The sequence below is a fragment of the Streptosporangium sandarakinum genome, from assembly GCF_050942225.1.
GTDB classification, from domain to species: domain Bacteria; phylum Actinomycetota; class Actinomycetes; order Streptosporangiales; family Streptosporangiaceae; genus Streptosporangium; species Streptosporangium nondiastaticum.
In genome coordinates this window covers 979,889-1,006,227 of the sequence record NZ_CP192034.1, presented here as the reverse complement: position 1 = coordinate 1,006,227, position 26,339 = coordinate 979,889, and the positions used below count along the sequence as shown (strand labels likewise).

The window sequence follows — 26,339 nt, the reverse complement described above, 5'->3', positions numbered from 1 at the left end:
CCGCCACTCCGCGATCGTACTACTTGATGATCTTCGTCACACGGCCGGCGCCGACGGTACGGCCACCCTCGCGGATCGCGAACTTGAGGCCCTCCTCCATCGCGATCGGCTGGATGAGCTGGACGGTCATCTCGGTGTTGTCACCGGGCATGACCATCTCGGTGCCCTCCGGCAGGTTCACAACGCCGGTCACGTCAGTCGTACGGAAGTAGAACTGCGGACGGTAGTTGTTGAAGAACGGCGTGTGGCGGCCACCCTCGTCCTTCGAGAGGATGTAGACCTGGCCCTCGAACTCCGTGTGCGGAGTCGTGGTGCCCGGCTTGATGACACACTGGCCGCGCTCGACGTCCTCGCGCTTGATGCCGCGGAGGAGCAGACCGACGTTGTCACCGGCCTGGCCCTCGTCGAGGAGCTTGCGGAACATCTCGACACCGGTGACCGTGGTCGTGGTCTTGGTGTCCTTGATGCCGACGATGTCGACGGTCTCGTTGACCTTGACGATGCCGCGCTCGATACGGCCGGTGACGACGGTGCCGCGACCGGTGATCGAGAACACGTCCTCGATCGGCATGAGGAACGGCTTCTCGGTCTCACGGGTCGGCTCGGGGACGTTCTCGTCCACGGCGGTCATGAGCTCGATGATGCTGTCGCCCCACTTCTCGTCGCCCTCAAGGGCCTTGAGAGCGGAGACGCGGACGACCGGCAGGTCGTCGCCGGGGAACTCCTGGGCCGAGAGAAGCTCACGGACCTCGAGCTCGACGAGCTCCAGGATCTCCTCGTCGTCGACCATGTCGGCCTTGTTGAGGGCCACGACGATGTAGGGGACGCCGACCTGGCGGGCCAGGAGGACGTGCTCCTTCGTCTGCGGCATCGGGCCGTCGGTGGCGGCGACCACGAGGATCGCGCCGTCCATCTGGGCCGCACCGGTGATCATGTTCTTCACGTAGTCGGCGTGACCGGGGCAGTCCACGTGAGCGTAGTGGCGCTTCTCGGTCTGGTACTCGACGTGCGCGATGGAGATCGTGATGCCGCGGGCCTTCTCCTCGGGCGCCTTGTCGATCTTGTCGAACGGGGTCGCCTCGTTGAGCTCAGGGAAACGCTCGTGGAGCACCTTGGTGATCGCCGCGGTCAGAGTGGTCTTGCCGTGGTCGATGTGCCCAATGGTGCCGATGTTTACGTGCGGCTTGGTCCGCTCGAACTTGGCCTTGGCCACTGTCTGTCTCCTTAGAGATTCTGACTTGACTTGCGTCTTTTCACTCGGGCTTGGGGAGGCCGGTCCCTCACGGGACCGGCCGGCGAGCACTCGCTCCCCGCACCCCCGGCAGGGAGGCGATCAGATCGCCTCCGCCACCGGAACGGATGCCGGACTTACTCGCCCCGCACCTTCGCGACGATCTCCTTGGCGATGTGCGCAGGCACTTCCGCGTAGGAGTCGAACAACATGCTGAAGCTGGCGCGCCCCTGCGTCTTGCTACGAAGGTCACCCACGTAGCCGAACATCTCAGAGAGCGGCACGAGCGCCTGGACGATACGCGCGCCGGCGCGCTCGTCCATCGCCCGGATCTGCCCGCGGCGGCCGTTGAGGTCGCCGATGACGTCGCCCATGTAGTCCTCGGGGGTGGTGACCTCGACGGCCATCACCGGCTCCAGGATCACGGCGTCCGCCTTGCGCGCGGCCTCCTTGAAGGCCATCGATCCAGCGATCTTGAAGGCCATTTCGGACGAGTCGACCTCGTGGAAGGCGCCGTCCTGCAGGGTGACCTTCACCCCGACCATGGGGTAGCCGGCGAGAACACCGAACTCGGCGGCCTCCTGGGCGCCCGCGTCCACCGACGGGATGTACTCCCGCGGGATGCGGCCACCGGAGACCTTGTTCGCGAACTCGTAACCGTCGTTGCCTTCGCCGAGCGGCTCGAGGTCGATGATGACCCGGGCGAACTGGCCGGAACCACCGGTCTGCTTCTTGTGGGTGTAGTCGACCTTCTCCACCTTGCGGCGAATGGTCTCCCGGTAGGCGACCTGCGGCCGGCCGACGTTGGCCTCGACCTTGAACTCGCGGCGCATCCGGTCGACGAGGATCTCCAGGTGGAGCTCGCCCATACCCCAGATGACCGTCTGGCCGGTCTCCTCGTCACGACGGACCTGGAAGGACGGGTCCTCCTCGGCCAGCCGCTGGATGGCGGTGCTGAGCTTCTCCTGGTCGCCCTTGGTCTTGGGCTCGATCGCGACGTTGATGACCGGGGCCGGGAACGTCATCGACTCCAGGACGACCTGGTGGGCCGGGTCGCACAGGGTGTCACCGGTGGTGGTGTCCTTCAGGCCCATCACGGCGACGATCTGACCGGCGTGCGCGGACGGGCGCTCCTCGCGCTTGTTCGCGTGCATCTGGTAGATCTTGCCGATCCGCTCCTTGCGGCCCTTCACGGAGTTGATGACCCCGGAGCCGGACTCGAGGGTGCCCGAGTAGATGCGGATGTAGGTGAGACGGCCGAGGTGCGGGTCGCTCATGATCTTGAAGGCCAGCGCGGCGAACGGCTCGCTCACGTCCGCGTGACGCTCGACGGTCTCCTCCTCGTTGCCGACCGCGTGGCCCTTGAAGGCCGGGATGTCGGTCGGCGCCGGGAGGTAGGCGACGATCGCGTCGAGCAGGGGCTGGACGCCCTTGTTCTTGAACGCGGTGCCGGTCAGGACCGGGTTGATGGCGCTGGCCAGCGTCGCGCGGCGGATGGCCGCGACCAGCTGCTCCTCGGTGGGCTCGGTGCCCTCCAGGAAGAGCTCCATCAGCTCGTCGTCGTTCTCGGCGACGGTCTCGACGAGCTTGTCGCGCCACTCACGGGCGGCGTCGGCGTACTCGGCCGGGATGTCGACGACCTCGTACATCTCGCCCTTGGCCGCCTCGGCGCTCCAGAGCAGGCCCTTCATCTTCACCAGGTCGATGACGCCCTTGAAGTCGGCCTCGACGCCCCAGGGAAGCTGGAGGACCGCCGGAGTGGCGTTCAGCCGGCTGACCATCATGTCGACGCAGCGGTGGAACTCCGCGCCGACGCGGTCCATCTTGTTGACGAAGCAGATACGGGGCACGCCGTAACCGTCGGCCTGGCGCCAGACCGTCTCGGACTGCGGCTCGACACCCGCCACACCGTCGAACACGGCGACGGCGCCGTCGAGGACGCGGAGCGAGCGCTCCACCTCGATGGTGAAGTCGACGTGGCCCGGCGTGTCGATGATGTTGATCGTGTGACCGAGCCACTCGCAGGTCGTAGCAGCGGAGGTGATGGTGATACCACGCTCCTGCTCCTGCTCCATCCAGTCCATCGTGGCTGCGCCCTCGTGGACCTCACCGAGCTTGTAGTTGATGCCGGTGTAGAACAGGATGCGCTCGGTCGTGGTGGTCTTGCCCGCGTCGATGTGGGCCATGATGCCGATGTTTCGGACCTTGGCCAGGTCAAGAGCGGTCGTGGTGGCCACTTCTCTCGCGTCCTCGTCGTCTCGTCGAACCCGCTGTTACCAGCGGTAGTGGGCGAAGGCCTTGTTGGACTCGGCCATCTTGTGGGTGTCCTCGCGCTTCTTGACGCTGGCGCCGAGGCCATTGCTGGCGTCGAGCAGCTCGTTCATGAGGCGCTCGGTCATGGTCTTCTCGCGGCGGGCGCGGGAGTACTGCACCAGCCAACGCAGGGCCAGGGTGGTGCTGCGCGCGGCGCGCACCTCGACCGGGACCTGGTAGGTCGCACCGCCGACGCGGCGGCTGCGGACCTCGAGGGTGGGCTTGACGTTGTCCAGCGCGCGCTTCAGGGTGACGACCGGGTCGTTGCCGGTCTTCTCCCGAGCACCTTCGAGGGCGCCGTAAACGATGGACTGCGCGATGGAGCGCTTGCCGTCCAGGAGCACCTTGTTGATGAGCGCGGTGACCAGCGGCGAGTTGTGGACCGGGTCAGCCATGAGCTGACGACGACCAGGAGAACCCTTGCGAGGCATTCTTACTTCTCCTTCTTCGCGCCGTAACGGCTACGGGCCTGCTTGCGGTTGCGGACACCCTGGGTGTCGAGCGAGCCACGGATGATCTTGTAGCGAACACCCGGCAGGTCCTTCACACGACCGCCACGCACGAGCACGATGGAGTGCTCCTGAAGGTTGTGGCCGACGCCCGGAATGTAGGCCGTGACCTCGATGCCGTTGGTGAGCCGGACACGCGCGACCTTGCGGAGGGCGGAGTTCGGCTTCTTGGGGGTCGTGGTGTAAACGCGCATGCAGGTGCCGCGTCGCTGGGGGCTGGCCTTGAGCGCCGGGGTCTTGGTCTTGGTGACCTTATCCTGGCGGCCCTTGCGGACCAGCTGCTGAATCGTAGGCACCGCGTCTCCGTTCGTGCTTGCCGGTGATTCGAATGTTGTTGCCTTTGCAGGTACTGCCGGTGTCATGACCTGCGAAGTGGCCGCCCACTCCGACCCACGCGGTCGGGCGTGTCGCGCACTTGTCGCGCCATCTCCGAACCTGCCCGGTGGAGGGGGCCACACGGCGCCTCTGCCGACTCCCCGTGGGAACCTGTCGACGCGCACGCATGAGAGCCCATGAAGACATGGGCACGATGGGCAAGACTACCCAGTCAAGCGCAACGCGTCAAAACCATTGCGCCTGCCGGCCGTCTCATCGGACACCCGTATTCGTGCCATGACTCCCGCGACCGACTCACCGCCGGCCGCTGCTGGGTCCATGACGAGTTTACCGGTCGTGCGGGACTTCTCCGGCCGTTCTTCTCGTTAACATCCGGCCTCCACCGCAACATTCCGGTCAAGAGAGATCAATAAGAATCCGGCGGAAAAGCGGACGGCGCCCGCCCCCCGGAGGGGACGGGCGCCGTCGGCGTCACACTCAGCGGTTGTACTGACCGAAGTCGTACTCCTCCAGCGGCACGGCCTCGCCGGAGCCCGAGCCGAAGGTGTAGTCCGCCGCGGAGCCGTCGTAGCCGCCGACCGTGTACATCGCGGCCTTGGCCTCCTCGGTCGGCTCGACCCGGACGTTGCGGTACTGCGGCATGCCGGTACCGGCCGGGATGAGCTTACCGATGATGACGTTCTCCTTGAGGCCGAGCAGGGAGTCGGACTTGGCGTGGATCGCCGCGTCCGTGAGCACCCTGGTCGTCTCCTGGAAGGACGCCGCCGACAGCCAGGACTCGGTGGCCAGCGACGCCTTGGTGATGCCCATCAGAACCGGGCGGCCGGAGGCCGGCGTGCCCTGCTCCGCCACGCACTCGCGGTTCATCCGCTCGAAGCGGGGCCGCTCGACGAGCTCACCGGGCAGCATGTCGGTGTCACCCGACTCCAGCACGTTCACGCGCTTGAGCATCTGCCGGACGATGATCTCGATGTGCTTGTCGTGGATGGACACACCCTGCGAGCGGTAGACCTGCTGGACCTCGGCCACCAGGTGCAGCTGCACGGCCCGCGGGCCGAGGATGCGCAGCACCTCGTTGGGGTTGACCGCACCGGCGACCAGCTGCTGGCCCACCTTGACGTGCTGCCCCTCCGAGACCAGCATCCGCGACCGCATCGAGACCTGGTAGGCGACCTCGTCGGAACCGTCGTCGGGAACGATGACGATCTTCCGGGTCTTGTCGGTCTCGTCGATGCGGACCCGGCCCTCGGCCTCGCTGATCGGGGCGACGCCCTTGGGGACGCGCGCCTCGAAGAGCTCCTGGACACGGGGCAGACCGTGGGTGATGTCCGCACCCGCCACACCACCGGTGTGGAAGGTACGCATCGTCAGCTGGGTGCCGGGCTCACCGATCGACTGGGCGGCGATGATGCCGACCGCCTCGCCGACGTCCACGAGCTTGCCGGTCGCGAGCGAACGGCCGTAGCAGGTGGCGCAGACACCGATCTTGGCCTCGCAGACGAGGGCGCTGCGGGTCCTGACGGTCTCCACTCCGGCCTCGACCAGCGCGGTGACGTGGATGTCGTTGATGTCGACACCCGCGCTCGCGATGACCTTGCCGTCCACCTCGACGTCCTCGGCCAGGATGCGGCCGTGCACGTTGCTCTCGGCGTTCTCGGCCTTGACCAGGTTGCCCTGGGCGTCACGCTCACCGACGTGCAGCGGGACGGCGCGGTCGGTGCCGCAGTCGATCTCGCGGACGATGACGTCCTGCGCGACGTCCACCAGACGACGGGTCAGGTAACCCGAGTCGGCGGTACGCAGCGCGGTGTCGGCCAGACCCTTCCGCTGTCCGTGGGTGGAGATGAAGTACTCCAGCACCGACAGGCCCTCGCGGAACGAGGCCTTGATCGGACGCGGGATCGTCTCACCCTTGGTGTTGGACACCAGACCGCGGATGCCGGAGATCTGCCGGACCTGCATCAGGTTTCCTCGGGCACCCGACTGGACCATCATCCAGACCGGGTTGCTCTTCGGGAACGCCTGCTGCATGTCGTCGGTCACGTCGCTGGTGGCGTGGGTCCAGATCTCGATGAGCTCCTGGCGGCGCTCCTCGTCCGTGATCAGACCGCGCTCGTACTCGCGCTGAACCTTGTCGGCCCGGCGCTCGTACGTCTCCATGATCGTGGCCTTGTTCGGCGGCGCGATGACGTCCTCGATGGAGATCGTCACACCGGCCCGGGTCGCCCAGTAGAAGCCGGCGTCCTTGAGCGCGTCGAGCGCGGCCGCCACCTCCACCTTCGGATACTTCTCGGCCAGCTCGTTGACGATGGCCGAGAGCTGCTTCTTGCCGACCTGGAAGTTGACGTACGGGTAGTTCGCCGGGAGCGTCTGGTTGAACAGGCAGCGGCCGAGCGTGGTCTCCAGGCGGTAGGGGTCGCCCGGCTCCCAGCCCTCGGGGCCCTGCCAGCCGCGCGGCGGCGGGACGTCCCCGTCGACCCGGACCTGGATCCTGGCCTGGATGTCCAGCTCGCGGCGGTCGAAGGCCATGAGGGCCTCCGACACCGAGCCGAAGATCCGGCCCTGACCCGGCGCGTTCTCGCTCTCGTCCTTCTCGGTGGTCAGCGAGTACAGGCCGATGACCATGTCCTGGGTGGGCATGGTGACCGGCTTGCCGTCGGCCGGCTTCAGGATGTTGTTGGTGGACAGCATCAGGATGCGGGCCTCGGCCTGCGCCTCGGCCGACAGCGGCAGGTGCACGGCCATCTGGTCACCGTCGAAGTCCGCGTTGAACGCGGTGCAGACGAGCGGGTGGATCTGGATGGCCTTGCCCTCGACCAGCTGCGGCTCGAAGGCCTGGATGCCCAGGCGGTGCAGGGTGGGCGCGCGGTTGAGCAGCACGGGGTGCTCGGTGATGACCTCTTCGAGGACGTCCCACACGACCGGGCGGGCCCGCTCGACCATCCGCTTGGCCGACTTGATGTTCTGCGCGTGGTTCAGGTCGACCAGGCGCTTCATCACGAACGGCTTGAAGAGCTCCAGCGCCATCTGCTTGGGCAGACCGCACTGGTGCAGCTTCAGCTGCGGGCCGACGACGATGACCGAACGGCCGGAGTAGTCGACACGCTTGCCCAGGAGGTTCTGGCGGAACCGGCCCTGCTTGCCCTTCAGCATGTCGCTGAGGGACTTCAGCGGGCGGTTGCCGGGACCGGTGACCGGGCGGCCGCGGCGGCCGTTGTCGAACAGCGCGTCGACGGCCTCCTGGAGCATCCGCTTCTCGTTGTTCACGATGATCTCGGGCGCGCCGAGGTCGAGGAGACGCTTGAGGCGGTTGTTCCGGTTGATCACCCGGCGGTACAGGTCGTTCAGGTCCGAGGTCGCGAACCGGCCACCGTCGAGCTGCACCATCGGGCGCAGGTCCGGCGGGATGACCGGGATGCAGTCGAGGACCATGCCGTTGGGCGAGTTGCGCGTGTTCAGGAACGCGGACACGACCTTGAGACGCTTGAGGGCGCGGGCCTTCTTCTGGCCCTTGCCGCTGCGGATCGTCTCGCGGAGGTTCTCGGCCTCGGCGTCGAGGTCGAAGTTGGACAGGCGCTCCTGGATGGCCTGGGCGCCCATGCCGCCGCGGAAGTAGCGGCCGAAGCGGTCGCGCATCTCGCGGTAGAGCAGCTCATCGCCCTCGAGGTCCTGGACCTTGAGGTTCTTGAAGCGGCTCCAGACCTCCTCCAGGCGGTCCAGCTCGCGCTGGGCCCGGTCGCGGAGCTGGCGCATCTCACGCTCGGCGCCCTCGCGGACCTTGCGGCGCTGGTCGCCCTTGGCGCCGGCGGCCTCCAGCTCGGTCAGGTCGCTTTCGAGCTTCTTCTGGCGGGCCTCGACGTCGGCGTCACGGCGCTGCTCGATGTGCTGCCGCTCGACGGAGATCTTCGCCTCCAGCGACGGCAGGTCACGCTCGCGCAGCTCCTTGTCCACGTGCGTGATCATGTAGGCCGCGAAGTAGATGACCTTCTCCAGGTCCTTCGGGGCCAGGTCGAGCAGGTATCCCAGACGGGACGGCACGCCCTTGAAGTACCAGATGTGCGTGACCGGCGCGGCCAGCTCGATGTGGCCCATCCGCTCACGGCGCACCTTGGCCCGGGTCACCTCGACGCCGCAGCGCTCACAGATGATGCCCTTGAAGCGGACGCGCTTGTACTTGCCGCAGTAGCACTCCCAGTCCCGGGTCGGACCGAAGATCTTCTCGCAGAAGAGGCCGTCCTTCTCGGGCTTGAGGGTCCGGTAGTTGATGGTCTCGGGCTTCTTCACCTCGCCGTGCGACCACTGACGGATGTCGTCGGCCGTCGCCAGTCCGATCCGAAGCTCGTCGAAGAAGTTGACGTCCAGCATTTGTAATCCCCTCCTCAGCTTCTAGATCAGACCTCTTCGACGCTGCTCGGCTCGCGCCGGGACAGGTCGATGCCGAGCTCCTCCGCCGCGCGGAAGACGTCCTCGTCGGTGTCGCGCATCTCGATGGACATGCCGTCGCTGGAGAGCACCTCGACGTTCAGGCACAGCGACTGCATCTCCTTGATGAGCACCTTGAAGGACTCGGGGATGCCCGGCTCGGGGATGTTCTCGCCCTTGACGATGGCCTCGTAGACCTTCACGCGGCCCAGCACGTCGTCGGACTTGATGGTCAGCAGCTCCTGCAGGGCGTAGGCGGCGCCGTAGGCCTCCAGCGCCCAGACCTCCATCTCACCGAAGCGCTGGCCGCCGAACTGGGCCTTACCGCCGAGCGGCTGCTGGGTGATCATGGAGTACGGGCCGGTCGACCGCGCGTGGATCTTGTCGTCCACCAGGTGGAGCAGCTTCAGGATGTAGATGTAACCGACCGAGATCGGGTGCGGGAACGGCTCACCGGAGCGGCCGTCGAACAGCTGCGCCTTTCCGTTCGGGCCGACCATGCGGCCGCCGTCGCGGTTGACCAGCGTGCTGCCGAGCAGGCCGACGATCTCCTCCTCGCTGGCGCCGTCGAACACCGGGGTGGCGACGTTGGTGCGCGGCTCGACCTCGGCGAAGCCCTTGTCGCGCAGCCGCTCGGCCCAGGCCTCCTCGATGCCGGAGATGTCCCAGCCCCGGGCGGCGATCCACCCCAGATGGGTCTCCAGCACCTGCCCGACGTTCATCCGGCCCGGCACACCGAGCGGGTTGAGGATGATGTCGACCGGGGTGCCGTCCTCCAGGAACGGCATGTCCTCCACCGGGAGGATCTTGGAGATGACGCCCTTGTTGCCGTGCCGGCCCGCGAGCTTGTCCCCATCGGTGATCTTGCGCTTCTGCGCCACATAGACCCGGACCAGCTCGTTGACGCCCGGCGGCAGCTCGTCGCCCTCCTCACGGGAGAACACCCGCACACCGATGACCTTGCCCTGCTCACCGTGCGGCACCTTCAGCGAGGTGTCACGCACCTCACGGGCCTTCTCCCCGAAGATCGCGCGCAGCAGCCGCTCCTCCGGCGTCAGCTCGGTCTCCCCCTTCGGGGTGACCTTGCCGACCAGGATGTCACCGGGCACGACCTCGGCGCCGATGCGGATGATGCCCCGCTCGTCGAGATCGGCCAGCACCTCCTCCGACACGTTCGGGATGTCCCGGGTGATCTCCTCGGGGCCCAGCTTGGTGTCGCGGGCGTCGACCTCGTGCTCTTCGATGTGGATCGACGACAGCACGTCGTCCTGCACCAGCCGCTGGGACAGGATGATGGCGTCCTCGTAGTTGTGGCCCTCCCACGGCATGAACGCCACCAGGAGGTTCTTGCCCAGCGCCATCTCACCGTCGTCGGTGCAGGGACCGTCGGCGATGACCTGACCGGCCTCGATGCGGTCACCCTCGGCCACGATCGGCTTCTGGTTGAAGCAGGTGCCCTGGTTGGAGCGCTTGAACTTCGCCACCCGGTAGGTCGTGCGGGTGCCGTCGTCGTTCATCACCGTGACGTAGTCGGCCGAGACCTCCTCGACCACACCCGCCTTCTCGGCGTTGATCACGTCACCGGCGTCGGTGGCGGCGCGGTACTCCATGCCCGTGCCGACCAGCGGCGCCTCGCTCTTGAGCAGCGGCACCGACTGGCGCTGCATGTTGGAGCCCATGAGCGCGCGGTTGGCGTCGTCGTGCTCCAGGAACGGGATCATCGCGGTGGCGACGGACACCATCTGGCGCGCCGAGACGTCCATGTAGCCGACCTCGGAGGCGCGCACGGACTCGAACTCGCCGCCCTTGCGGCGGACGAGCACGCGGTCCTCCAGGAAGCTGCCGTCCGCGGCGATCGGCGTGTTCGCCTGCGCGATGACGTGCCGGTCCTCCTCGTCGGCGGTGAGGTACTCGACCTCTTCGGTGACCCGGCCGTCGACGACCTTCCGGTAGGGAGTCTCGACGAAGCCGAAGGAGTTGACCCGGCCGAAGGAGGCCAGCGAGCCGATCAGGCCGATGTTGGGGCCCTCGGGCGTCTCGATCGGGCACATGCGGCCGTAGTGCGAGGGGTGGACGTCACGGACCTCGAAGCCGGCCCGCTCCCGCGACAGACCACCCGGACCCAGCGCGGACAGACGCCGCTTGTGCGTCAGGCCGGCCAGCGGGTTGGTCTGGTCCATGAACTGCGACAGCTGGGAGGTGCCGAAGAACTCCTTGATCGACGCCACGACCGGGCGGATGTTGATCAGGGTCTGCGGCGTGATCGCCTCGACGTCCTGGGTCGTCATCCGCTCACGCACCACGCGCTCCATCCGCGCCAGGCCCAGCCGGACCTGGTTCTGGATCAGCTCGCCCACGTTGCGCAGCCGCCGGTTGCCGAAGTGGTCGATGTCGTCGGTCTCCACGACGATCTCACCGCCACCGGCCCCCTGCATGGAGGTCTCGCCGGCGTGCAGCTTGACGATGTACTCGATCGTGGCGACGATGTCGTCCTCGGTCAGCGTGCCCTGGGTGATGTCGGCGTCGACGCCCAGCTTCTTGTTGATCTTGTAGCGGCCGACCTTGGCCAGGTCGTAGCGCTTGGAGTTGAAGTACAGGTTCTCCAGCAACGCCTGCGCCGACTCCCGCGTCGGCGGCTCACCCGGCCGCAGCTTGCGGTAGATGTCCAGCAGCGCGTCGTCCTGACCGGCGGTGTGGTCCTTCTCCAGCGTGGCGCGCATCGACTCGTACTGGCCGAACCGCTCCAGGATCTGCTCACTGGTCCAGCCCAGCGCCTTCAGCAGCACCGTGACCGCCTGCTTGCGCTTGCGGTCGATGCGCACCCCGACGCTGTCACGCTTGTCGATCTCGAACTCCAGCCAGGCCCCCCGCGAGGGGATCACCTTGCAGCCGTACAGATCCTTGTCGGAGGTCTTGTCGACACTGCGGTCGAAGTAGACACCGGGAGAGCGGACCAGCTGGGAGACCACGACACGCTCGGTGCCGTTGATGATGAAGGTGCCCTTGCCGGTCATGAGCGGGAAGTCGCCCATGAACACGGTCTGGCTCTTGATCTCACCGGTGGTGTTATTGATGAACTCCGCCGTGACGAACATCGGGGCGGAGTAGGTCATGTCCTTGTCTTTGCACTCGTCAACGGAGTACTTGGGCGGCTCGAACCGGTGGTCGCGGAACGACAGGGACATGGTCCCGGAGAAGTCCTCGATGGGACTGATCTCCTCGAAGATCTCTTCGAGACCCGACTGGGCCGGAACGTCCTTGCGCCCGGCCTGGCGAGCCGCCTCGACCCGCCCCTTCCACTTCTCGTTGCCCAGCAACCAGTCGAACGACTCGGTCTGCAGAGCGAGAAGGTCGGGAACCTCAAGCGGTTCCTGGATGCGTGCGAACGACACACGACGGGGACCAGCGGGTACGGCGGAGGCGTTGCGCGAGGCTGCCAACAGATGTCCTTCCGAGGGCTCGCGGCGGACTGACTACACGCACGCCAGACGACCATGCATCGGAGCACCAAAAGAAGCGGGTCGTCAAAGGGCAGCGCAAAGGGGCAGTGTAGCCGAACGGCATACACCTGTCCAGTCCACTCTCGCTGCATGCTCCACGTTGGTCGCAGCATCGCCCGTCAGCGCCGAAACGTCAAGCCCGCGAGCTGACATTTCAGCCGAGGAACGGCCGAGACGCCGGGAGTTCTCCCCGCCGCGAACCGCGCGTCACCATCGGCCTCAGGACGATACCCGACGACCCGCCGAGGCTAACGCTCAGTCGCACGACGGCTCGAACGCTAGCCCATGCCGGGCCGACGATCGACACTACCGTGGCTCATCTACCCCGATCGGCGCTGAACCCAAACATGGATTTTGCCGATAATTGACCGGCGCGCCACGCCGGTCAGGCGGGAGGAGGGGTGCCAAGCAGGGTGGACAGCTCCGCCACCAGCCAGCGTGAACCCTGCTTCACCATGCCCAACCGGGCACGGTTCTGGATGACCTGCCGCCGGGGCTCGCTCTCGCCGGGCGGGGTCCTGACCGTGCCGACGTTCGTGAACAGCAGCACGTCGACCCGGCCGGCCCGCACCGACTCCACCGCCGCGCCCGCCACCGTCACCTGCTGGACCGTGCGCTCCTGCCTGACCTGCGGGGCCAGCGACTTGGCGAGCTGGCGGTAGTGCTCGGTGAGGCCGCCGGCGGTGTATCCCGCCGCCCGCGTGAAATCCTGCTCGATCGTGCGGTAGTCGTACGAGAGCATGTCGGGGGCGGCCAGGCGGGCCGCCGCGAGCGCCTCGCGACCGTCGGCCTCCTCCTGGCGCAGCCGGCTCAGGTCGCCGTACACGACCCAGGTCACCACCGCGAGCACGAGCGCGACGGCGCCCAGCGCCGCGGCGACCGTCCGGGATCCGCCCCTCACGCGACCTGCTCCACCCTCGACACGAGCCAGCCTCCGGAAGTCCTGACCAGTTGCATCCGCCACCGGTAGAACTGCTCCCGGGGGGCGCTCTCGCTCCCGTCCCCCCGGACCACCGCGTCGCCGACCACGAGCGCCACGGCCGTGTCCCCCGTCAGCGAGACGATCCCGGAGGCGCGCAGCGCCCCGGTCCGCAGGAGCCTGTCCCTGACCGTGGTCTCCCGCAGGGAGGCGGCGTCACGGGCGTACTCCGCCCGCGCCTGCCCGGTCGAGGTGTCGAGGACGCGCCGCATGTCGGCGTCGACGTTCTGGTATCCGACCGACATCAGGGTCATGGCGTGCTCCCTCGCCGCCCTGAGCACCGCCTCGCGGTCGTCGGCCGCCGCCCGGGCCTCCCGCAGGCCCACGCCCGCCCACAGGGCCGCCCCGAGCAGCACCAGGACCAGCAGGCCCGGTGCGAGACCGGCGGGCCCCGGGAGGCGACGCCGGGAGGCGTTCATCGGAACCCCACCTCCCATCCCGGCCCGCGTGACGCGAGCCGGCGGCCGTACGGCGCGGGCCACCGGGCCGGTGAGCCCCATCGGGCGGATCATAACCCGCCGGCGGCCGGAGCCATCGGCCTTTCCACACCGAGGAGGACGCGGAAGAGCACATGGGTGGGGAGGAACCCGGGGCGGAAGGCGAGAGGCGCGGAGGAAGAGCGGGAAAGGGCCGGGGACCGGAAGGCGGGGAGAGCCCTGGGAAGGACCGGGGAGCGGAGTGCGGGAAGCGCCCGGCGAGGACCCGGGAAGGGCCGGAGAGGACCCCGGAGACACGAAAAGAGCGGGCCACCGGCACCTGGTGGACCCGCTCTTTCCGCGGTGATACTTCTTACGCGACGGTCTTACTTGACGGTCACGGTGGCGCCGGCGCCCTCAAGGGCGGCCTTGGCCTTCTCAGCCTGCTCCTTGTTGACCTTGCCGTCGAAGACGGGCTTGGGAGCGCCGTCCACGAGGTCCTTGGCCTCCTTGAGGCCCAGGCTGGTCAGGGCGCGGATCTCCTTGATGACCTGGATCTTCTTGTCGCCGGCGGCCTCGAGGATGACGTCGAACTCGTCCTGCTCCTCGGCCTCCTCGGCGGCACCGGCGGCGCCACCGGCGGCCGGGGCGGCCGCGACGGCGACCGGGGCGGCGGCCTTGACGTCGAAGGTCTCCTCGAAGAGCTTCACGAAGTCGGACAGCTCAAGGAGGGTCATCTCCTTGAAAGCGTCGAGCAGCTCGTCGGTGGTGAGCTTCGCCATGGTTTCCTCCGTATGGATCTAAAAACTTAAGAACTGGGACCGCGGTTCGTGTGCGCTAATCCCCCGGACCGCCTGCGCGGACCTACTCGCCCGCCTCCGCGCGCTTCGCACGCAGAGCCTCGGCCAGCTGAGCCATGTTGGTGGGCAGCGCGTTGAAGACAGCGGCCGCGTGGCCCTGCTTGGCCTTCAGAGCGCCGGCCAGCTTCGCGAGGAGAACCTCACGCGACTCAAGGTCGGCAAGCTTGCTGATCTCGTCCGGCGTCATCGACTTGCCGTCGACGACACCGCCCTTGATGACCAGGAGGGGATTGGCCTTGGCGAAGTCACGCAGACTCTTGGCAGCCTCGACCACGTCGCCCTTGACGAACGCGATCGCCGACGGACCCGCGAGCAGGTCGTCGAGCTGGTTGATCCCGGCCTCGTTGGCCGCGATCTTGGTCAGCGTGTTCTTCACCACGGCGAACTTCGCATTCTCACCGAGAGAGACGCGCAGCTGCTTGAGCTGCGCGACGGTGAGACCGCGGTACTCGGTCAGAACGGCGGCGCTCGAGCCTTCGAAGCTGCTCTTGAGCTCGGCTACGGCCGTCGCCTTCTCCGCCTTCGCCATGGGCCTCCTTCCATATGTGCCGCCGGCAAAGGCCCGAGAAAAGAACAAGCCCCGGCGCAGGCGCACGGGGCTCACATAAGGAAGGCATTTTCCCAATGGAAACTCACTACACACCTACGCGGGCCGTCCACGACGTGGATCCTTGGGTCGACACACCATGAGGCATGACGACGACCGGCGGTCTTCGGCACGGACAGCATACGCCCTGCCGGAACATGTGCCAAATCGCCGTACGAACCACGTCCGGCCCCCGGCCGCCTCCCCTCGGCGATCTCCCCCCGCTCCCGGCCGCGCCGGGCCGTACGGCGCCTCACAGGCCCGCGAACCGCCGGTTTCCGCCCTCGAAGCCGTACGGCCCGCGCCCCGGGCCGGAAGGGGCCGGGGCGCGGGCCGTACGAGAGATCGGTCGGGCCAGGCGGCGACGTCAGTTGCCGCCGGTGCGCCCGCGCAGCTCCTCCACCTGGTCGGCGGGCGGGGCCGCGACCTGCACGGGCTCGTTGAAGTTCTTGAAGAGCACCGTCGCGTTGAACGTGGTGCCCTGCTCCGAGCCGCTCATCGTGACCTTGCGGGGCAGGCTCTGGGCGTCGGCCCAGAGGTCGAACTTCACGTCCTTGACCTCCGCGAGCTGCCGCTGGAGCTGCTCGCGCTTGGCCGGGTCGATGGCCTGGGCGGCCTTGTCCACCGGGAAGGTGCCGCTGTAGTGGGTGGTCTCCACGCCGCCGACCGTCTCGGTGCCGACCGCCTTGACGTCCTCGGACGTCGTGAGCATCTTGACCGTCCCGGCCAGGTCGAACTGCTGGGCCTGGGCCATGAAGTCGCGGATCTTCGCCTGCTCCCCGGCACCGAGGTCGGTGAGCGAGACCTTGGCCCACGGCTTGGTCGTGTCGGCGAACTGCCGCAGCGTCTCCGACTTCACGTAAACCGAGTCGTCGGTGAGGATCGCGCGCACCCCACCGGGGACGTTCTGCCCGCCGAAGGCGATCGTGCTCAGTGTGACGTCCGCGGCGAGCGCGGGCTTGCTCTGGTAGCGCACGGTGCCCTGGATCTTGCCCGTCCCCTGGTCACCGCCGGTGGTCTCGGCCACCAGGTCGGCGGTGTAGGAGGTGGCCTCCTCCGCCTTCTGCGCGCTCTGCAGCACCGCGTCGGCGGCTGCCAGCTTGATGTTCCCGAGGGAGCCGGCGCTCGTCACGCCGGAGCCGGCGCTCTGCGCACCGCATCCCGTGGCCGTGACCAGCGCGGCCGCTCCCAGTGCGAGTGCGGGAGCATATCGGCGCATTAATCATCACCCCTTCGTTTCCCCCTCAACCTGCCCCAGACACTACGCGGCGAACGTGTCGTCCGCGTCGTCCGCAGGGACGAAGGAAACACGAAGGGCCTCAACCGAATGGCCGATTCGGTTGAGGCCCCGGGGTCCGCGCGGAGCCCCGCCGTGGCGGGGTCTACGCGCGGACTCTCGCGTTCGAAGAGGTGATCGCCGTCAGGCTTCGGCGTCGGCGGCCGCCACCCGCGTCACGTTCGGGTCGACCGGGATGCCGGGGCCCATGGACGTGGTGAAGGCGACCTTCTTGACGTAGCGACCCTTGGCCGCGGACGGCTTGAGACGCAGCACCTCCTCAAGGGCGGCGGCGTAGTTCTCGATGAGCTGACGCTCGGTGAACGACACCTTGCCGATGATGAAGTGCAGGTTCGCGTGCCGGTCGACACGGAACTCGATCTTGCCGCCCTTGATGTCGGTGACGGCCTTGCCGACGGCCGGGGTGACGGTGCCGGTCTTGGGGTTCGGCATGAGGCCACGCGGGCCGAGCACGCGGCCCAGGCGGCCGACCTTGCCCATGAGGTCCGGCGTGGCGACGACCGCGTCGAAGTCGAGACGGCCCTTGGCGACCTCGTCGATCAGCTCGTCGGCGCCGACGATGTCGGCGCCCGCGGCGCGGGCCTCCTCGGCACGGTCACCGGTCGCGAAGACCAGGACCCGGGCGGTCTTACCGGTGCCGTGCGGGAGGTTGACGGTGCCGCGGACCATCTGGTCGGCCTTGCGGGGGTCGACGCCCAGCCGCAGCGCGACCTCGACGGTCGCGTCGAACTTGGCGACGCTGGTCTCCTTGGCCAGCTTGACCGCCTCGGCGGGGCTGTAGAGGTTCTCGCGGTCGATCTGGGCCGCTGCGTTGCGGTAGCCCTTGCTGCGCTTCACTTGCTCACTCCTGGATCCGAGTGTCCGTGGTACGGGCCAGCGCCTGGCCCCTCCACTTGCTTCGAGGTCGTGGTGCCGGCGCGACGTCGGTCGCGCCCGCCTCCGGGGCACTCACGGGACCGGTGGACCTCCTCGGTCCACGCCCGCTCACGCCCGGCTCGCCGTGACTAGTCGGCGATCGTGATGCCCATCGACCGGGCGGTGCCGGCGATGATCTTCTCGGCCGCCTCGATGTCGTTGGCGTTGAGGTCCTGCATCTTGGTCTGGGCGATCTCGCGCAGCTGGTCGCGGGTCAGCTTGCCGACCTTGTCCTTCTGCGGGACGGGCGAGCCCTTGGCCACACCGGCGGCCTTCTTGATCAGCTCAGGCGCCGGGGGCGTCTTCGTGACGAAGGTGAAGGTGCGGTCCTCGAAGATGGTGATCTCAACGGGGATGATGTTGCCGCGCTGGGCCTCGGTGGCAGCGTTGTACTGCTTCACGAAGTCCATGATGTTGACGCCGTGCGGACCGAGGGCGGTACCGACCGGCGGGGCGGGCGTGGCCTGGCCAGCGGGAAGCTGGACCTTGACCAGTGCCGCGATCTTCTTCTTAGGAGGCATGGTTCTCTCCGGGTCCTCTTCGGGTTGACGCGGCTCCCGCGCAGAGCGTGCGGGAGCATGTCGGCGGGCCGTGCTTCGCGGACACGGCCACCGAACGACTTAGTGTATGTGAACCGGTCAGATCTTCGAGACCTGGTTGAACGACAGCTCGACCGGGGTCTCACGACCGAAGATCGACACCAGCACCTTGAGCTTCTGCGACTCGACGCTGATCTCGCTGACCGTCGCGGGGAGCGTCGCGAAGGGGCCGTCCATGACCGTGACGGACTCGCCGACCTCGAAGTCGACGGTCGCGGCGGCGGCCTTGGAGGTCGTCTTCTTGGTCTCCTCGGACGGCTCGGGTGCGAGCAGCTTGGCGACCTCGTCGATGCTCAGCGGGCTCGGCTTGTTGGACAGGCCGACGAAGCCGGTCACGCCGGGGGTGTTGCGCACCGCGGACCAGGACTCGTCGGTGAGCTCCATCCGGACGAGGACGTAGCCGGGCAGCACCCGCTCCTTGACGAGCTGGCGCTTGCCGCTCTTGACCTCGGTCACGTGATGGGTCGGCACCTCGACCTGGAAGATGTAGTCCTCCATGTTGAGGGACTGCGTGCGGGTCTCGATGTTCGACTTCACGCGGTTCTCGTAGCCCGCGTAGGAGTGGATGACGTACCACTCGCCGTACTGGCCCCGCAGCTCGCGCTTGAACTCCTCGACCGGGTCGACGTCGGGAAGGACGTCTCCGTCCTCATCGACGGCGCCGACCGGGGCCTCCTCGGCCTCGGTGTCGGCCTCGACGTCAGTCTCGGCGGGCTCGACCGGCGAGCTCGCCTCGACGTCGACGGCCTCTTCCGGCTCGCTCACCCGGTCCTCGGGGTGCTCGCCGGCCGTCTGTGAAGACTCGGACACGGTGACTCATTCTCTTTCCGTCGATGGCTATTGACTTACCGCGGTACGACGCGGGGATGAGCGCGCCTGGCGGCGGATCAGGCTCCGCCGAAGATCCGCAGCACACCTTCGGTGAGGATCGCGTCGAGACCGGCCACGATCGCGACCATGATCAGAACAAAACCCAGGACGATGACGGTGTAAGAGATGAGCTCCTTGCGCGTGGGCCAGATGACCTTGCGCAGCTCAGCGATGACCTGTCGGTAGAAAAGGGCAGGAGAAGTACGCTTGGCCTTCTTCTCACCGCTCGGCTTGTCTGCGGTTTCGCCGCGCGTGTCGATCGCCACAGTCCTCACCCGAAATCCGTCGTGTCCAACGCATGCCTGCGGCGCGCTAGACGCCCTGATGCGCGGACCGCTCCTCGCAGGGCACGAGGGACTCGAACCCCCAACCGCCGGTTTTGGAGACCGGTGCGCTACCAATTGCGCTAGTGCCCTAAGACATGAACCACCATACATCGGTTGGACCGAAGTTTGTCCGTGGCTCACGGTCTTGACCGCCGATTCACGCGGAGGGCGGTAAGACCATGCCGGAGTCTACGTGGGAATGGCCCGTACGTCGAACCGGCGGACGATCGTCCTGGTCACGCCTCCTTTCGACCCGCCGGGTCGCATCCCCGTGCCGGGCCCGGCGTACGGCCCGGCGTCTCCGGCGGCTTCGCCGGTCCGGCGCGCGGACGTCCACATCATGGATGTGCGTCGGAAGGCGGGCCACGGTTCTGTAACCATGGAGCCATGACCCGTCCTCGCATCTCAGCGCGTATCTCCGCGATCTCCGAGTCCGCCACGCTCGCCGTGGACGCCAAGGCCAAGGCGATGAAGGCGGCGGGCCGCCCGGTCATCGGCTTCGGCGCGGGCGAGCCGGACTTCCCGACTCCCGGTTACATCGTCGATGCGGCCGTCGAGGCGTGCCGGAGCCCGCGCTTCCACAAGTACACCCCGGCCGGCGGCCTTCCCGAGCTGAAGCAGGCCATCGCCGACAAGACGCTCCGCGACTCCGGCTACCGGATCGAGGCGGCCCAGGTGCTGGTCACGAACGGCGGCAAGCAGGCGGTCTACGAGGCGTTCGCCACGCTGCTCGACCCGGGCGACGAGGTCCTGGTCGTCGCGCCGTACTGGACGACCTACCCCGAGGCGATCAAGCTGGCCGGCGGCGTCCAGGTCGACGTCGTGACCGACGAGACCACGGGCTACCTCGCGAGCGTCGAGCAGCTGGAGGCGGCCCGCACCGACCGGACCAAGGTCCTGCTGTTCGTCTCGCCGTCCAACCCGACCGGCGCCGTCTACAGCCCCGAGCAGGTCGAGGCGATCGGCCGGTGGGCCGCCGAGCACGACCTGTGGGTCGTCACCGACGAGATCTACGAGCACCTGACGTACGGCGACGCGAGCTTCGTGAGCATCGCCACCGCCGTCCCCGAGCTGGGCGACAGGGTCGTCGTGCTGAACGGCGTCGCCAAGACCTACGCGATGACCGGCTGGCGGGTCGGCTGGCTGATCGGCCCCAAGGACGTCGTCAAGGCCGCGACCAACCTGCAGTCGCACGCCACCTCCAACGTCTCCAACGTGGCCCAGGCCGCGGCGCTGGCGGCCGTCGCCGGCGACCTGTCGGCCGTGGCGGAGATGCGTGAGGCGTTCGACCGCCGCCGCAGGACCATGGTCCGCATGCTGAACGAGATCCCCGGCGTGCTCTGCCCGGAACCGAAGGGCGCCTTCTACGCCTACCCGTCGGTCAAGGAGCTGCTGGGCCGGGACTTCGGCGGCCGGCGGCCGCAGACGTCCGCCGAGCTCGCCGAGCTGATCCTGGAGGAGGCCGAGGTCGCGCTCGTGCCCGGCGAGGCGTTCGGCACCCCGGGCTACTTCCGGCTGTCCTACGCGCTGGGCGACGACGACCTGGTCGAGGGCGTCAGCCGGGTCGCCAAGTTCCTCACCCAGTCGCGCTAGCCGTACGGCCGGCCCGGCCGCGGGGAGGCGAACCCCCGCGGCCGGGCCCGGCTCACTCGACGGAGACGCTGACCCCCTCCTCCACGACGGCGGCGGTGTCCGGGCTCAGCACGAGGACGACCTCCCCGGTGCAGTAGGGGCCGTTCCAGATGTAGACGTAGTCGTCGGTCTGGTTCTCGACGTCGAGCGGGAAGACGTCGGAGCCGTAGCAGCCGCTGGGGTCGTAGTAGACCGCCCCGTTGATGATCAGCGCCCCCTGGGCCGCCTGGGCGGGCTGGGAGACGGTCAGGGCGAGCGCCGCGGCCGCGGCGAGTGCGCCGAGTGTGGTGGTCACGCGTCTCATTGGTGCCTCCTGCTCGTGCGGGGCCGCCGTCTGCGACCCGGCCCCAACAACGTGAAGTAATCGCAAAGAGGCGTAGAGTAACCGCGTGGTGAAACCCGTCTTTCCCTGGAGCCCCAGCCGCCCCGGCAGCCTCCTGCATCGGGCCGCCCCGCCGTACGGTGCGCGGGAGCGCCGCGGGTAGGGCACCATATGGAAATGGCACGTCCCCTGCGCGCACTGCCCAAGGCTCATCTCCACCTGCACTTCACCGGTTCGATGCGGCACACCACCCTGGTGGAGCTGGCCCGGGGACACGGCCTGCACCTGCCGGACGCGCTGGTCCAGGACTGGCCGCCGAAGCTGCGGGCGACCGACGAGCGCGGCTGGTTCCGCTTCCAGCGGCTGTACGACATCGCCCGGTCGGTCCTGCAGCGGGAGGACGACGTCTACCGGCTGCTGCGGGAGGCCGCCGAGGACGAGGCCGCGGAGGGGTCGCGCTGGCTGGAGATCCAGGTGGACCCGTCGGGGTACGCCCACAGGTTCGGCGGTCTCACCCGGACCCTGGAGCTGATGCTCGACGCCGCGCGCAAGGCCGCCGGGCACGCGGGGATCGGCGTGGCCGTCGTGGTGGCCGCCAACCGCACCCGGCACCCCCTCGACGCCAAGACGCTCGCCCGGCTCGCCGCCCATCACATGGACCAGGGCGTGGTCGGGTTCGGGCTGTCCAACGACGAGCGCCGGGGCCGGGCCCGCGACTTCGACGGGGCGTTCCGGCTCGCCAAGCGGGCCGGGCTGCTGTCCCTGCCGCACGGCGGGGAGCTGCTGGGCGCCGGCAGCGTGGTCGAGTGCGTCGACCTGCTCGGCGCCGACCGGGTCGGGCACGGCGTGCGGGCGGCCGAGTCCGAGCGGCTCATGGAGCGCCTGGCGGAGCGGGGGATCACCTGCGAGGTCTGCCCGTCCTCCAACGTCGGGCTCGGCGTGGCCGAGCGGGCCGAGGACGTGCCGCTGCGGCGGCTGTTCGACGCGGGCGTGTCGATCGCGCTGGGCGCCGACGACCCGCTGCTGTTCGGCTCTCGGCTGCTGCGGCAGTACGAGCTTGCCAGGGAGGTGTACGGCTTCGCCGACGCCGAGCTGGCCGAACTGGCCCGGCAGTCCATCCGGGCGTCGGCGGCCCCGGAGCACGTGCGCCGGGATCTGCTCGCGGACATCGACGCCTGGCTGGCGTCCCCGGCCTGAGCCGTACGGCGGAACCCGGCTCGGCGGACTCAGGGGCTCAGCGGACCGACCGGGCGATCTCCAGGGCACGCCGGAGGTCGGCGACCCCCTCCAGGCGCAGGCCCGTCCTCCCCTTCTGCCAGATGAGGGTCGGGTCCGCCCGGCGAGGACGGGCGGGCGCCTCACCGACCCCCGTGCGGGGCAGGTAGACCAGGCCGTGCGGGCCCGGGATCCACCATCCCGTCGAGGCGCCGACCGTCACCTGATCGGGCCAGGGCGGCCCCAGTTCCTTGCGGAAGACGACCTGGAGCACGCCGTCGTACTCGTCCAGCCGGATACCCGGCCAGAGCAGCGACACCACCCGGCCGCCGTCGGCGACCCGGACGTCGGCGGGGTCCTCCAGTCCGGCGGGGACCGAGACGGGGAAGGCCGCCTGCCGCCGGGCCTCCTCCAGCGTGACCCGCCGCTCTCCCGGAAGCGGCTCGGCCACCCCGGAGGGCAGCGGCCCGGGGCCGCCGACACGCAGCTCGATCCCGGCGAACCGCAGGACCCGCGCGACCGCCGCCTGCCCCGCCGGGGTGACCCCGAACAGGAGGGCGGCGGCGACCACGACCGCGACGACCGCGCGCCGCCGGGTGACGCGCCCCGGCCCCCGCCCGTCACCGCGCCGCCCCGGCGCGCGCCGCGGTCCGGGGCGGGAGGACGGTTCCGGGCGCGGACCGCCGCCGGGCGCCCCGGCGGGACGGCCCTCCCCTGCGGCTTCGAGCCGGGCCCGTACGGCCAGCGCCACCTCGGCCGGGGGCGGCGCGGGGACCTCCAGCGCCTCCCCCAGGGCCAGGAGCGCGGCCTCGACACCGCCGGTGTCACCGGGCGCGGCGGCCCGGGAGGGATCGGACCCGGACGGCACACCGCCACCGGCTCCGGCGCCCTCGGACGGGACGCCCGGCGGGGTGTCGTCAGGTGAGGTCACGGTCCACCTCCTCGCGCAGCCGGCGCAGGCCCCGGGAGGTCCGGGACTTGACGGTGCCGACCGGCAGCCCGAGCACCTGGGCGGTCTCGGCCTCGGACAGCTGCAGGAAGTACCGGCAGACGACCGCCTGGCGTTCCCGCTCCGGAAGCGCGCGCACCAGGTCGAGGAGCCGGGCGCGCCGGTCGGTGGCGACGGCCGCGTCCTCGGAGCTCTGCGACGCGCCCGGCGGGCCGAGCTCGGTGACCCGCGCGGCCAGCTCCGCGCGGCGGCCCCGGGAACGGGTCAGGTCATGGGTCTCGTTGGCCACGATCCGCAGCAACCAGGGGCGGAACGGCGCGCCGCGCCGGAAACCGCCCAGGTGGCGGTACGCCTTGACGAACGCCTCCTGGACGACGTCCTCGGCCTCGTCGCCGGCCCCGAGCATCGCCGCCGTGCGGTGCGCGAGCGCGCTGTAGCGGGCGACCAGGACCTCGTAGGCCGCCAGGTCGCCGTCCAGGGAACGGGCGATCGCCTCGTCGTCGTCCGCCGGGGGCTCCTTCGGGGGGGGTGCCGCCCCGGGATCGGGGGCGCGCCCCAAGATTCCACCGCATCGCGGCGTCCCCGGGAAGCCCCCCGGGGCTCCGCGGGAGTCCCCGCACGAACCGCCCCACGGCCGCGGCCCCTCCCGGGAAGCCCCGGACCCGCGGGGGTTCCCCGGGCACGCGCCGATCGCGCCGGCCCCTCAGCCGAGGGCGTGGAGCACCGCGGAGCCCGGGTCGTCGTCGCATCCCTCGGCGAAGGCGGCGTCGTAGGCGTCGTCGCCGAGGAGCTGCCGGGCGGTCCGCTCGGCGACCGTCCCGGGCTCGCACACGCTCTCCCGGCCGGGTCCGCGCGCCCCGGACAGGCCGCGCATCCGCTTCTCGGCGCCCTGCAGGCGGGCCGTACGGCGGGCGTCCCCCTGGATCGAGGCGATCACCGCGAGCTGGCCCAGGGCCTCCGCCGCGCCCGCCGTGTCGCGCAGGCGCCACCGGGCGGCGAGCGACCGCCCGGCCGCCCGCGCCGCCTCGTCGGCCTCCCCCAGGCCGAGCCGGGCGATGGACAGCACGTGGTCGCACTGGGCGCGGGCCCAGAGCTCGCCGCGGGCCTCGCACTGCCGCCCGGCCTCCTCCAGCGTGGTGACGGCCCGGGCGAACTCGCCGCGCCAGGTATCCGCGATCGCCGCGACCACCAGGGCGAGCGGCTCCCCGACGGTCATCACCCCGGCACGGTGGAAGTGCTCGCGGACGCGCCGTACGGCGGGCCGTACCTCACCGAGGGCACCGGTGAGCAGGGCGTGGCAGGCCAGTGCCAGCCGGGCGTACCCGGCGGCCGCGTGGTCGGACCAGTCGAGGGCGGCCGACAACGCCGCCTCGGCCCTGCGGTGGGCGCGTTCCGGGTCTCCCTGGGCGGCGGCCACGCACGCGTCGGCCCACAGCAGCCGGGGCAGGCCGGGATCGGCCACCGGTGCGGCGGCGATCACCCGCCCCAGGTGGCGGCGGCCCTCGTTCAGCCGGCCCATGCAGTGCCAGATGATCCACAGGATCCCGGCGAGCTCGGCGGACAGCGGATCGGACGGCGAGTCGAGCACGCGGCGCAGGTCGGGTAGCGAGAACCGCAGCCGGGCGGCCCATTCCTCCTGCGCCGGGCCGTACCAGCCGGCCTCGGCGCGACGGGCCAGCCCGAGGTGGTGGTGGCGGTGCCGCCGGACCATCCGGGCTTCTTCCCCGAGCCGGGCCAGCCGCTCCGCGCCGTACTCCCTGACCGGTTCCGGTTGCCGGTAGCCGCCGGGGACCGGGGTGAGCAGCCCCTTGGCCGCGAGGCCGGCCAGCAGGTCCGGCACGCCGTTGAGACGTTCGTCGCCGCACACCCACCGGGCGGACTCCGGGTCGATGGGGCCGGCGAAGACCGACAGGCGGGCCCAGAGCAGCCGTTCGGCCGGGGAGCACAGCTCGTGGCTCCAGTCGATCACGGCGCGCAGCCGCTGGGGGCGGAAGAACGGCGGGTGGGCGGCCGGCCGGGGCTCGAACCGCTCCTCCAGCCGGTCGGCGAGCCACTCCACCGGTCCGGCCGGGGACCCGGCGGAAGGTGATCCGGCCGGAAGGGACCCGGCGGGAGACGGGGGCGTCGGAAGGGATCTGGCGGAAGGAGGAGTGGCCGGGAGAGGCCCGGCGGGGCGCGGGGCCGCCGGGAGATGCCCGGCGGCGAGTTCCAGGGCGAGCGGGACGCCGCCCAGCAGCCGGCAGATCCGCTCGGCGGCCCCGATGGCCGCCTCACCCGTCACCAGGCCGGGCGCCGTCGCCTCGGCCCGGTCGAGGAAGACCCGGAGCGCGTCGTCGGTCGCGGCGTCGGCCGGGTACGGGGCGGAGGTCCACGGATCCGGAGTCTCCGGTTCTGGGGTCCGCTGTTCTGGGGTCCGCTGTTCTGGGGACCGCGGGGCCGGAGTCCGCGGGGCCGGAGTCCGCGGGGCGAAGGTCCTCGGGGCAGGGGGACGGAACGGCTCCACGGGCAGCACCGCCTCATGCGGCAGCCCGAGCGGCCGCCGGGAGGTGAGCAGTAGGCGCACGCCCGGCGCCTCGGCCCGGATTCGGACGGCGAGCTCACGGCAGGCGGCGGCGAGCCGGTCGCAGGAGTCGAGGATCAGCAGGAGGTGTTTTCCCGCGAGGAACTCGACGAGCAGGTCGTCCTGCGGCCGGGCGGACCGCTCGGGCATGCCCATGACGGCCGCGACGGCGTGCGGGAGCAGGCCGCCGTCGCGCTCGCCGGACAGCTCCACCAGCCAGGCGCCGTCCGGGTGGAAGTCGCGGCACTCCGCCGCCGCCCTGAGGGCGATCCGTGTCTTGCCGACGCCCGCCGCGCCGGTGATCGTGACCGACGACGTGTCGGCCAGGAGTTTCAGCGCCTTCGTGACCTCGGCCTGGCGTCCGACGAAACGGTTCGGTTCCGCGGGCAGGTTCCCTCGCCACCATGGATGGGGTTCCACCGGTTCGCGCTCCCTCCTGCTGGGCTTCCTGCTGAACGTGGGTCGCTCAGGAATCGCATCCCGTCAGGGTCACGGACCGGGC

The 26,339-nt window shown here is 69.7% G+C and carries 21 protein-coding genes and 1 tRNA gene; 2 read left to right on the top strand and 20 right to left on the bottom strand.

The window, feature by feature from the left end; genetic code table 11:
- Positions 1-19 precede the first annotated feature (19 nt).
- The 16 genes from tuf to ACQP10_RS04795 all read right to left on the bottom strand — a co-directional run bounded on the left by tuf (position 20) and on the right by ACQP10_RS04795 (position 19,249).
- Entirely contained in the window at positions 20-1,213 is a 1,194-nt protein-coding gene (gene tuf / locus ACQP10_RS04870) for an elongation factor Tu (protein WP_179819697.1), read from the bottom strand.
- A gap of 155 nt (positions 1,214-1,368) precedes the next feature.
- Complete coding sequence (gene fusA / locus ACQP10_RS04865) at positions 1,369-3,417, bottom strand: elongation factor G (protein WP_218912117.1); 2,049 nt, start codon at positions 3,415-3,417, stop codon at positions 1,369-1,371.
- An 87-nt stretch (positions 3,418-3,504) separates the two neighbouring features.
- The gene (gene rpsG, locus ACQP10_RS04860) at positions 3,505-3,975 is read right to left on the bottom strand and encodes a 30S ribosomal protein S7 (protein ID WP_179819699.1); all 471 of its coding nucleotides are present in this window, start codon (positions 3,973-3,975) and stop codon (positions 3,505-3,507) included.
- A 2-nt stretch (positions 3,976-3,977) separates the two neighbouring features.
- Positions 3,978-4,349: a 30S ribosomal protein S12 gene (rpsL, locus tag ACQP10_RS04855; protein ID WP_012887826.1), complete on the bottom strand. Its 372-nt coding sequence runs from the start codon at positions 4,347-4,349 to the stop codon at positions 3,978-3,980.
- A 517-nt stretch (positions 4,350-4,866) separates the two neighbouring features.
- Positions 4,867-8,754: a DNA-directed RNA polymerase subunit beta' gene (locus ACQP10_RS04850; RefSeq protein WP_179819700.1), complete on the bottom strand. Its 3,888-nt coding sequence runs from the start codon at positions 8,752-8,754 to the stop codon at positions 4,867-4,869.
- A gap of 26 nt (positions 8,755-8,780) precedes the next feature.
- On the bottom strand, positions 8,781-12,251 hold the full coding sequence (gene rpoB / locus ACQP10_RS04845; RefSeq protein ID WP_346017580.1) for a DNA-directed RNA polymerase subunit beta: 3,471 nt from the start codon (positions 12,249-12,251) through the stop codon (positions 8,781-8,783).
- 445 nt (positions 12,252-12,696) lie between these two features.
- Positions 12,697-13,212, bottom strand: a complete 516-nt coding sequence (locus ACQP10_RS04840) for a hypothetical protein (RefSeq protein WP_346017581.1) — start codon at positions 13,210-13,212, stop codon at positions 12,697-12,699.
- Positions 13,209-13,790, bottom strand: a complete 582-nt coding sequence (locus tag ACQP10_RS04835; RefSeq protein ID WP_399499122.1) for a hypothetical protein — start codon at positions 13,788-13,790, stop codon at positions 13,209-13,211. Before ACQP10_RS04835 ends, ACQP10_RS04840 begins: the two co-directional genes overlap by 4 nt.
- Before the next feature lie 302 nt (positions 13,791-14,092).
- A complete protein-coding gene (gene rplL, locus ACQP10_RS04830; protein WP_179819704.1) occupies positions 14,093-14,488 on the bottom strand; it encodes a 50S ribosomal protein L7/L12 in 396 nt (131 codons plus the stop codon).
- Positions 14,489-14,570: 82 nt separating this feature from the next.
- Positions 14,571-15,095, bottom strand: coding sequence for a 50S ribosomal protein L10 (rplJ, locus tag ACQP10_RS04825; RefSeq protein WP_179819705.1), 525 nt, complete (start codon positions 15,093-15,095; stop codon positions 14,571-14,573).
- A gap of 424 nt (positions 15,096-15,519) precedes the next feature.
- On the bottom strand, positions 15,520-16,371 hold the full coding sequence (locus tag ACQP10_RS04820; protein WP_179819706.1) for an LppX_LprAFG lipoprotein: 852 nt from the start codon (positions 16,369-16,371) through the stop codon (positions 15,520-15,522).
- 201 nt (positions 16,372-16,572) lie between these two features.
- Positions 16,573-17,286, bottom strand: coding sequence for a 50S ribosomal protein L1 (rplA, locus tag ACQP10_RS04815; RefSeq protein WP_346017584.1), 714 nt, complete (start codon positions 17,284-17,286; stop codon positions 16,573-16,575).
- 167 nt (positions 17,287-17,453) lie between these two features.
- Complete coding sequence (rplK, locus tag ACQP10_RS04810) at positions 17,454-17,885, bottom strand: 50S ribosomal protein L11 (protein ID WP_179819708.1); 432 nt, start codon at positions 17,883-17,885, stop codon at positions 17,454-17,456.
- 117 nt (positions 17,886-18,002) lie between these two features.
- Complete coding sequence (gene nusG, locus ACQP10_RS04805; RefSeq protein ID WP_346017585.1) at positions 18,003-18,773, bottom strand: transcription termination/antitermination protein NusG; 771 nt, start codon at positions 18,771-18,773, stop codon at positions 18,003-18,005.
- 77 nt (positions 18,774-18,850) lie between these two features.
- Positions 18,851-19,099, bottom strand: coding sequence for a preprotein translocase subunit SecE (gene secE / locus ACQP10_RS04800; protein WP_179819710.1), 249 nt, complete (start codon positions 19,097-19,099; stop codon positions 18,851-18,853).
- Positions 19,100-19,176: 77 nt separating this feature from the next.
- A tRNA-Trp gene (locus tag ACQP10_RS04795) sits at positions 19,177-19,249 on the bottom strand.
- A gap of 297 nt (positions 19,250-19,546) precedes the next feature.
- On the opposite strand from ACQP10_RS04795, the gene ACQP10_RS04790 reads away from it, so the two are divergent.
- Positions 19,547-20,752 carry a pyridoxal phosphate-dependent aminotransferase gene (locus tag ACQP10_RS04790; RefSeq protein WP_346017586.1) on the top strand — a complete coding sequence of 402 codons (1,206 nt, stop codon included), beginning with the start codon at positions 19,547-19,549 and terminating at the stop codon, positions 20,750-20,752.
- Positions 20,753-20,804: 52 nt separating this feature from the next.
- Here ACQP10_RS04790 and ACQP10_RS04785 read toward each other — a convergent pair whose 3' ends face one another.
- On the bottom strand, positions 20,805-21,086 hold the full coding sequence (locus ACQP10_RS04785) for a hypothetical protein (protein ID WP_179819712.1): 282 nt from the start codon (positions 21,084-21,086) through the stop codon (positions 20,805-20,807).
- A gap of 204 nt (positions 21,087-21,290) precedes the next feature.
- On the opposite strand from ACQP10_RS04785, the gene ACQP10_RS04780 reads away from it, so the two are divergent.
- Entirely contained in the window at positions 21,291-22,310 is a 1,020-nt protein-coding gene (locus ACQP10_RS04780; RefSeq protein ID WP_346017588.1) for an adenosine deaminase, read from the top strand.
- A gap of 37 nt (positions 22,311-22,347) precedes the next feature.
- Here ACQP10_RS04780 and ACQP10_RS04775 read toward each other — a convergent pair whose 3' ends face one another.
- From ACQP10_RS04775 to ACQP10_RS04765, 3 genes are all read right to left on the bottom strand, one after another.
- The gene (locus ACQP10_RS04775; RefSeq protein WP_433540959.1) at positions 22,348-23,259 is read right to left on the bottom strand and encodes a hypothetical protein; all 912 of its coding nucleotides are present in this window, start codon (positions 23,257-23,259) and stop codon (positions 22,348-22,350) included.
- Positions 23,246-23,836: an RNA polymerase sigma factor gene (locus ACQP10_RS04770; protein ID WP_346017590.1), complete on the bottom strand. Its 591-nt coding sequence runs from the start codon at positions 23,834-23,836 to the stop codon at positions 23,246-23,248. Before ACQP10_RS04770 ends, ACQP10_RS04775 begins: the two co-directional genes overlap by 14 nt.
- A 144-nt stretch (positions 23,837-23,980) precedes the next feature.
- Positions 23,981-26,257, bottom strand: coding sequence for a hypothetical protein (locus ACQP10_RS04765; RefSeq protein WP_433540958.1), 2,277 nt, complete (start codon positions 26,255-26,257; stop codon positions 23,981-23,983).
- Between the last annotated feature and the right edge of the window lie 82 nt (positions 26,258-26,339).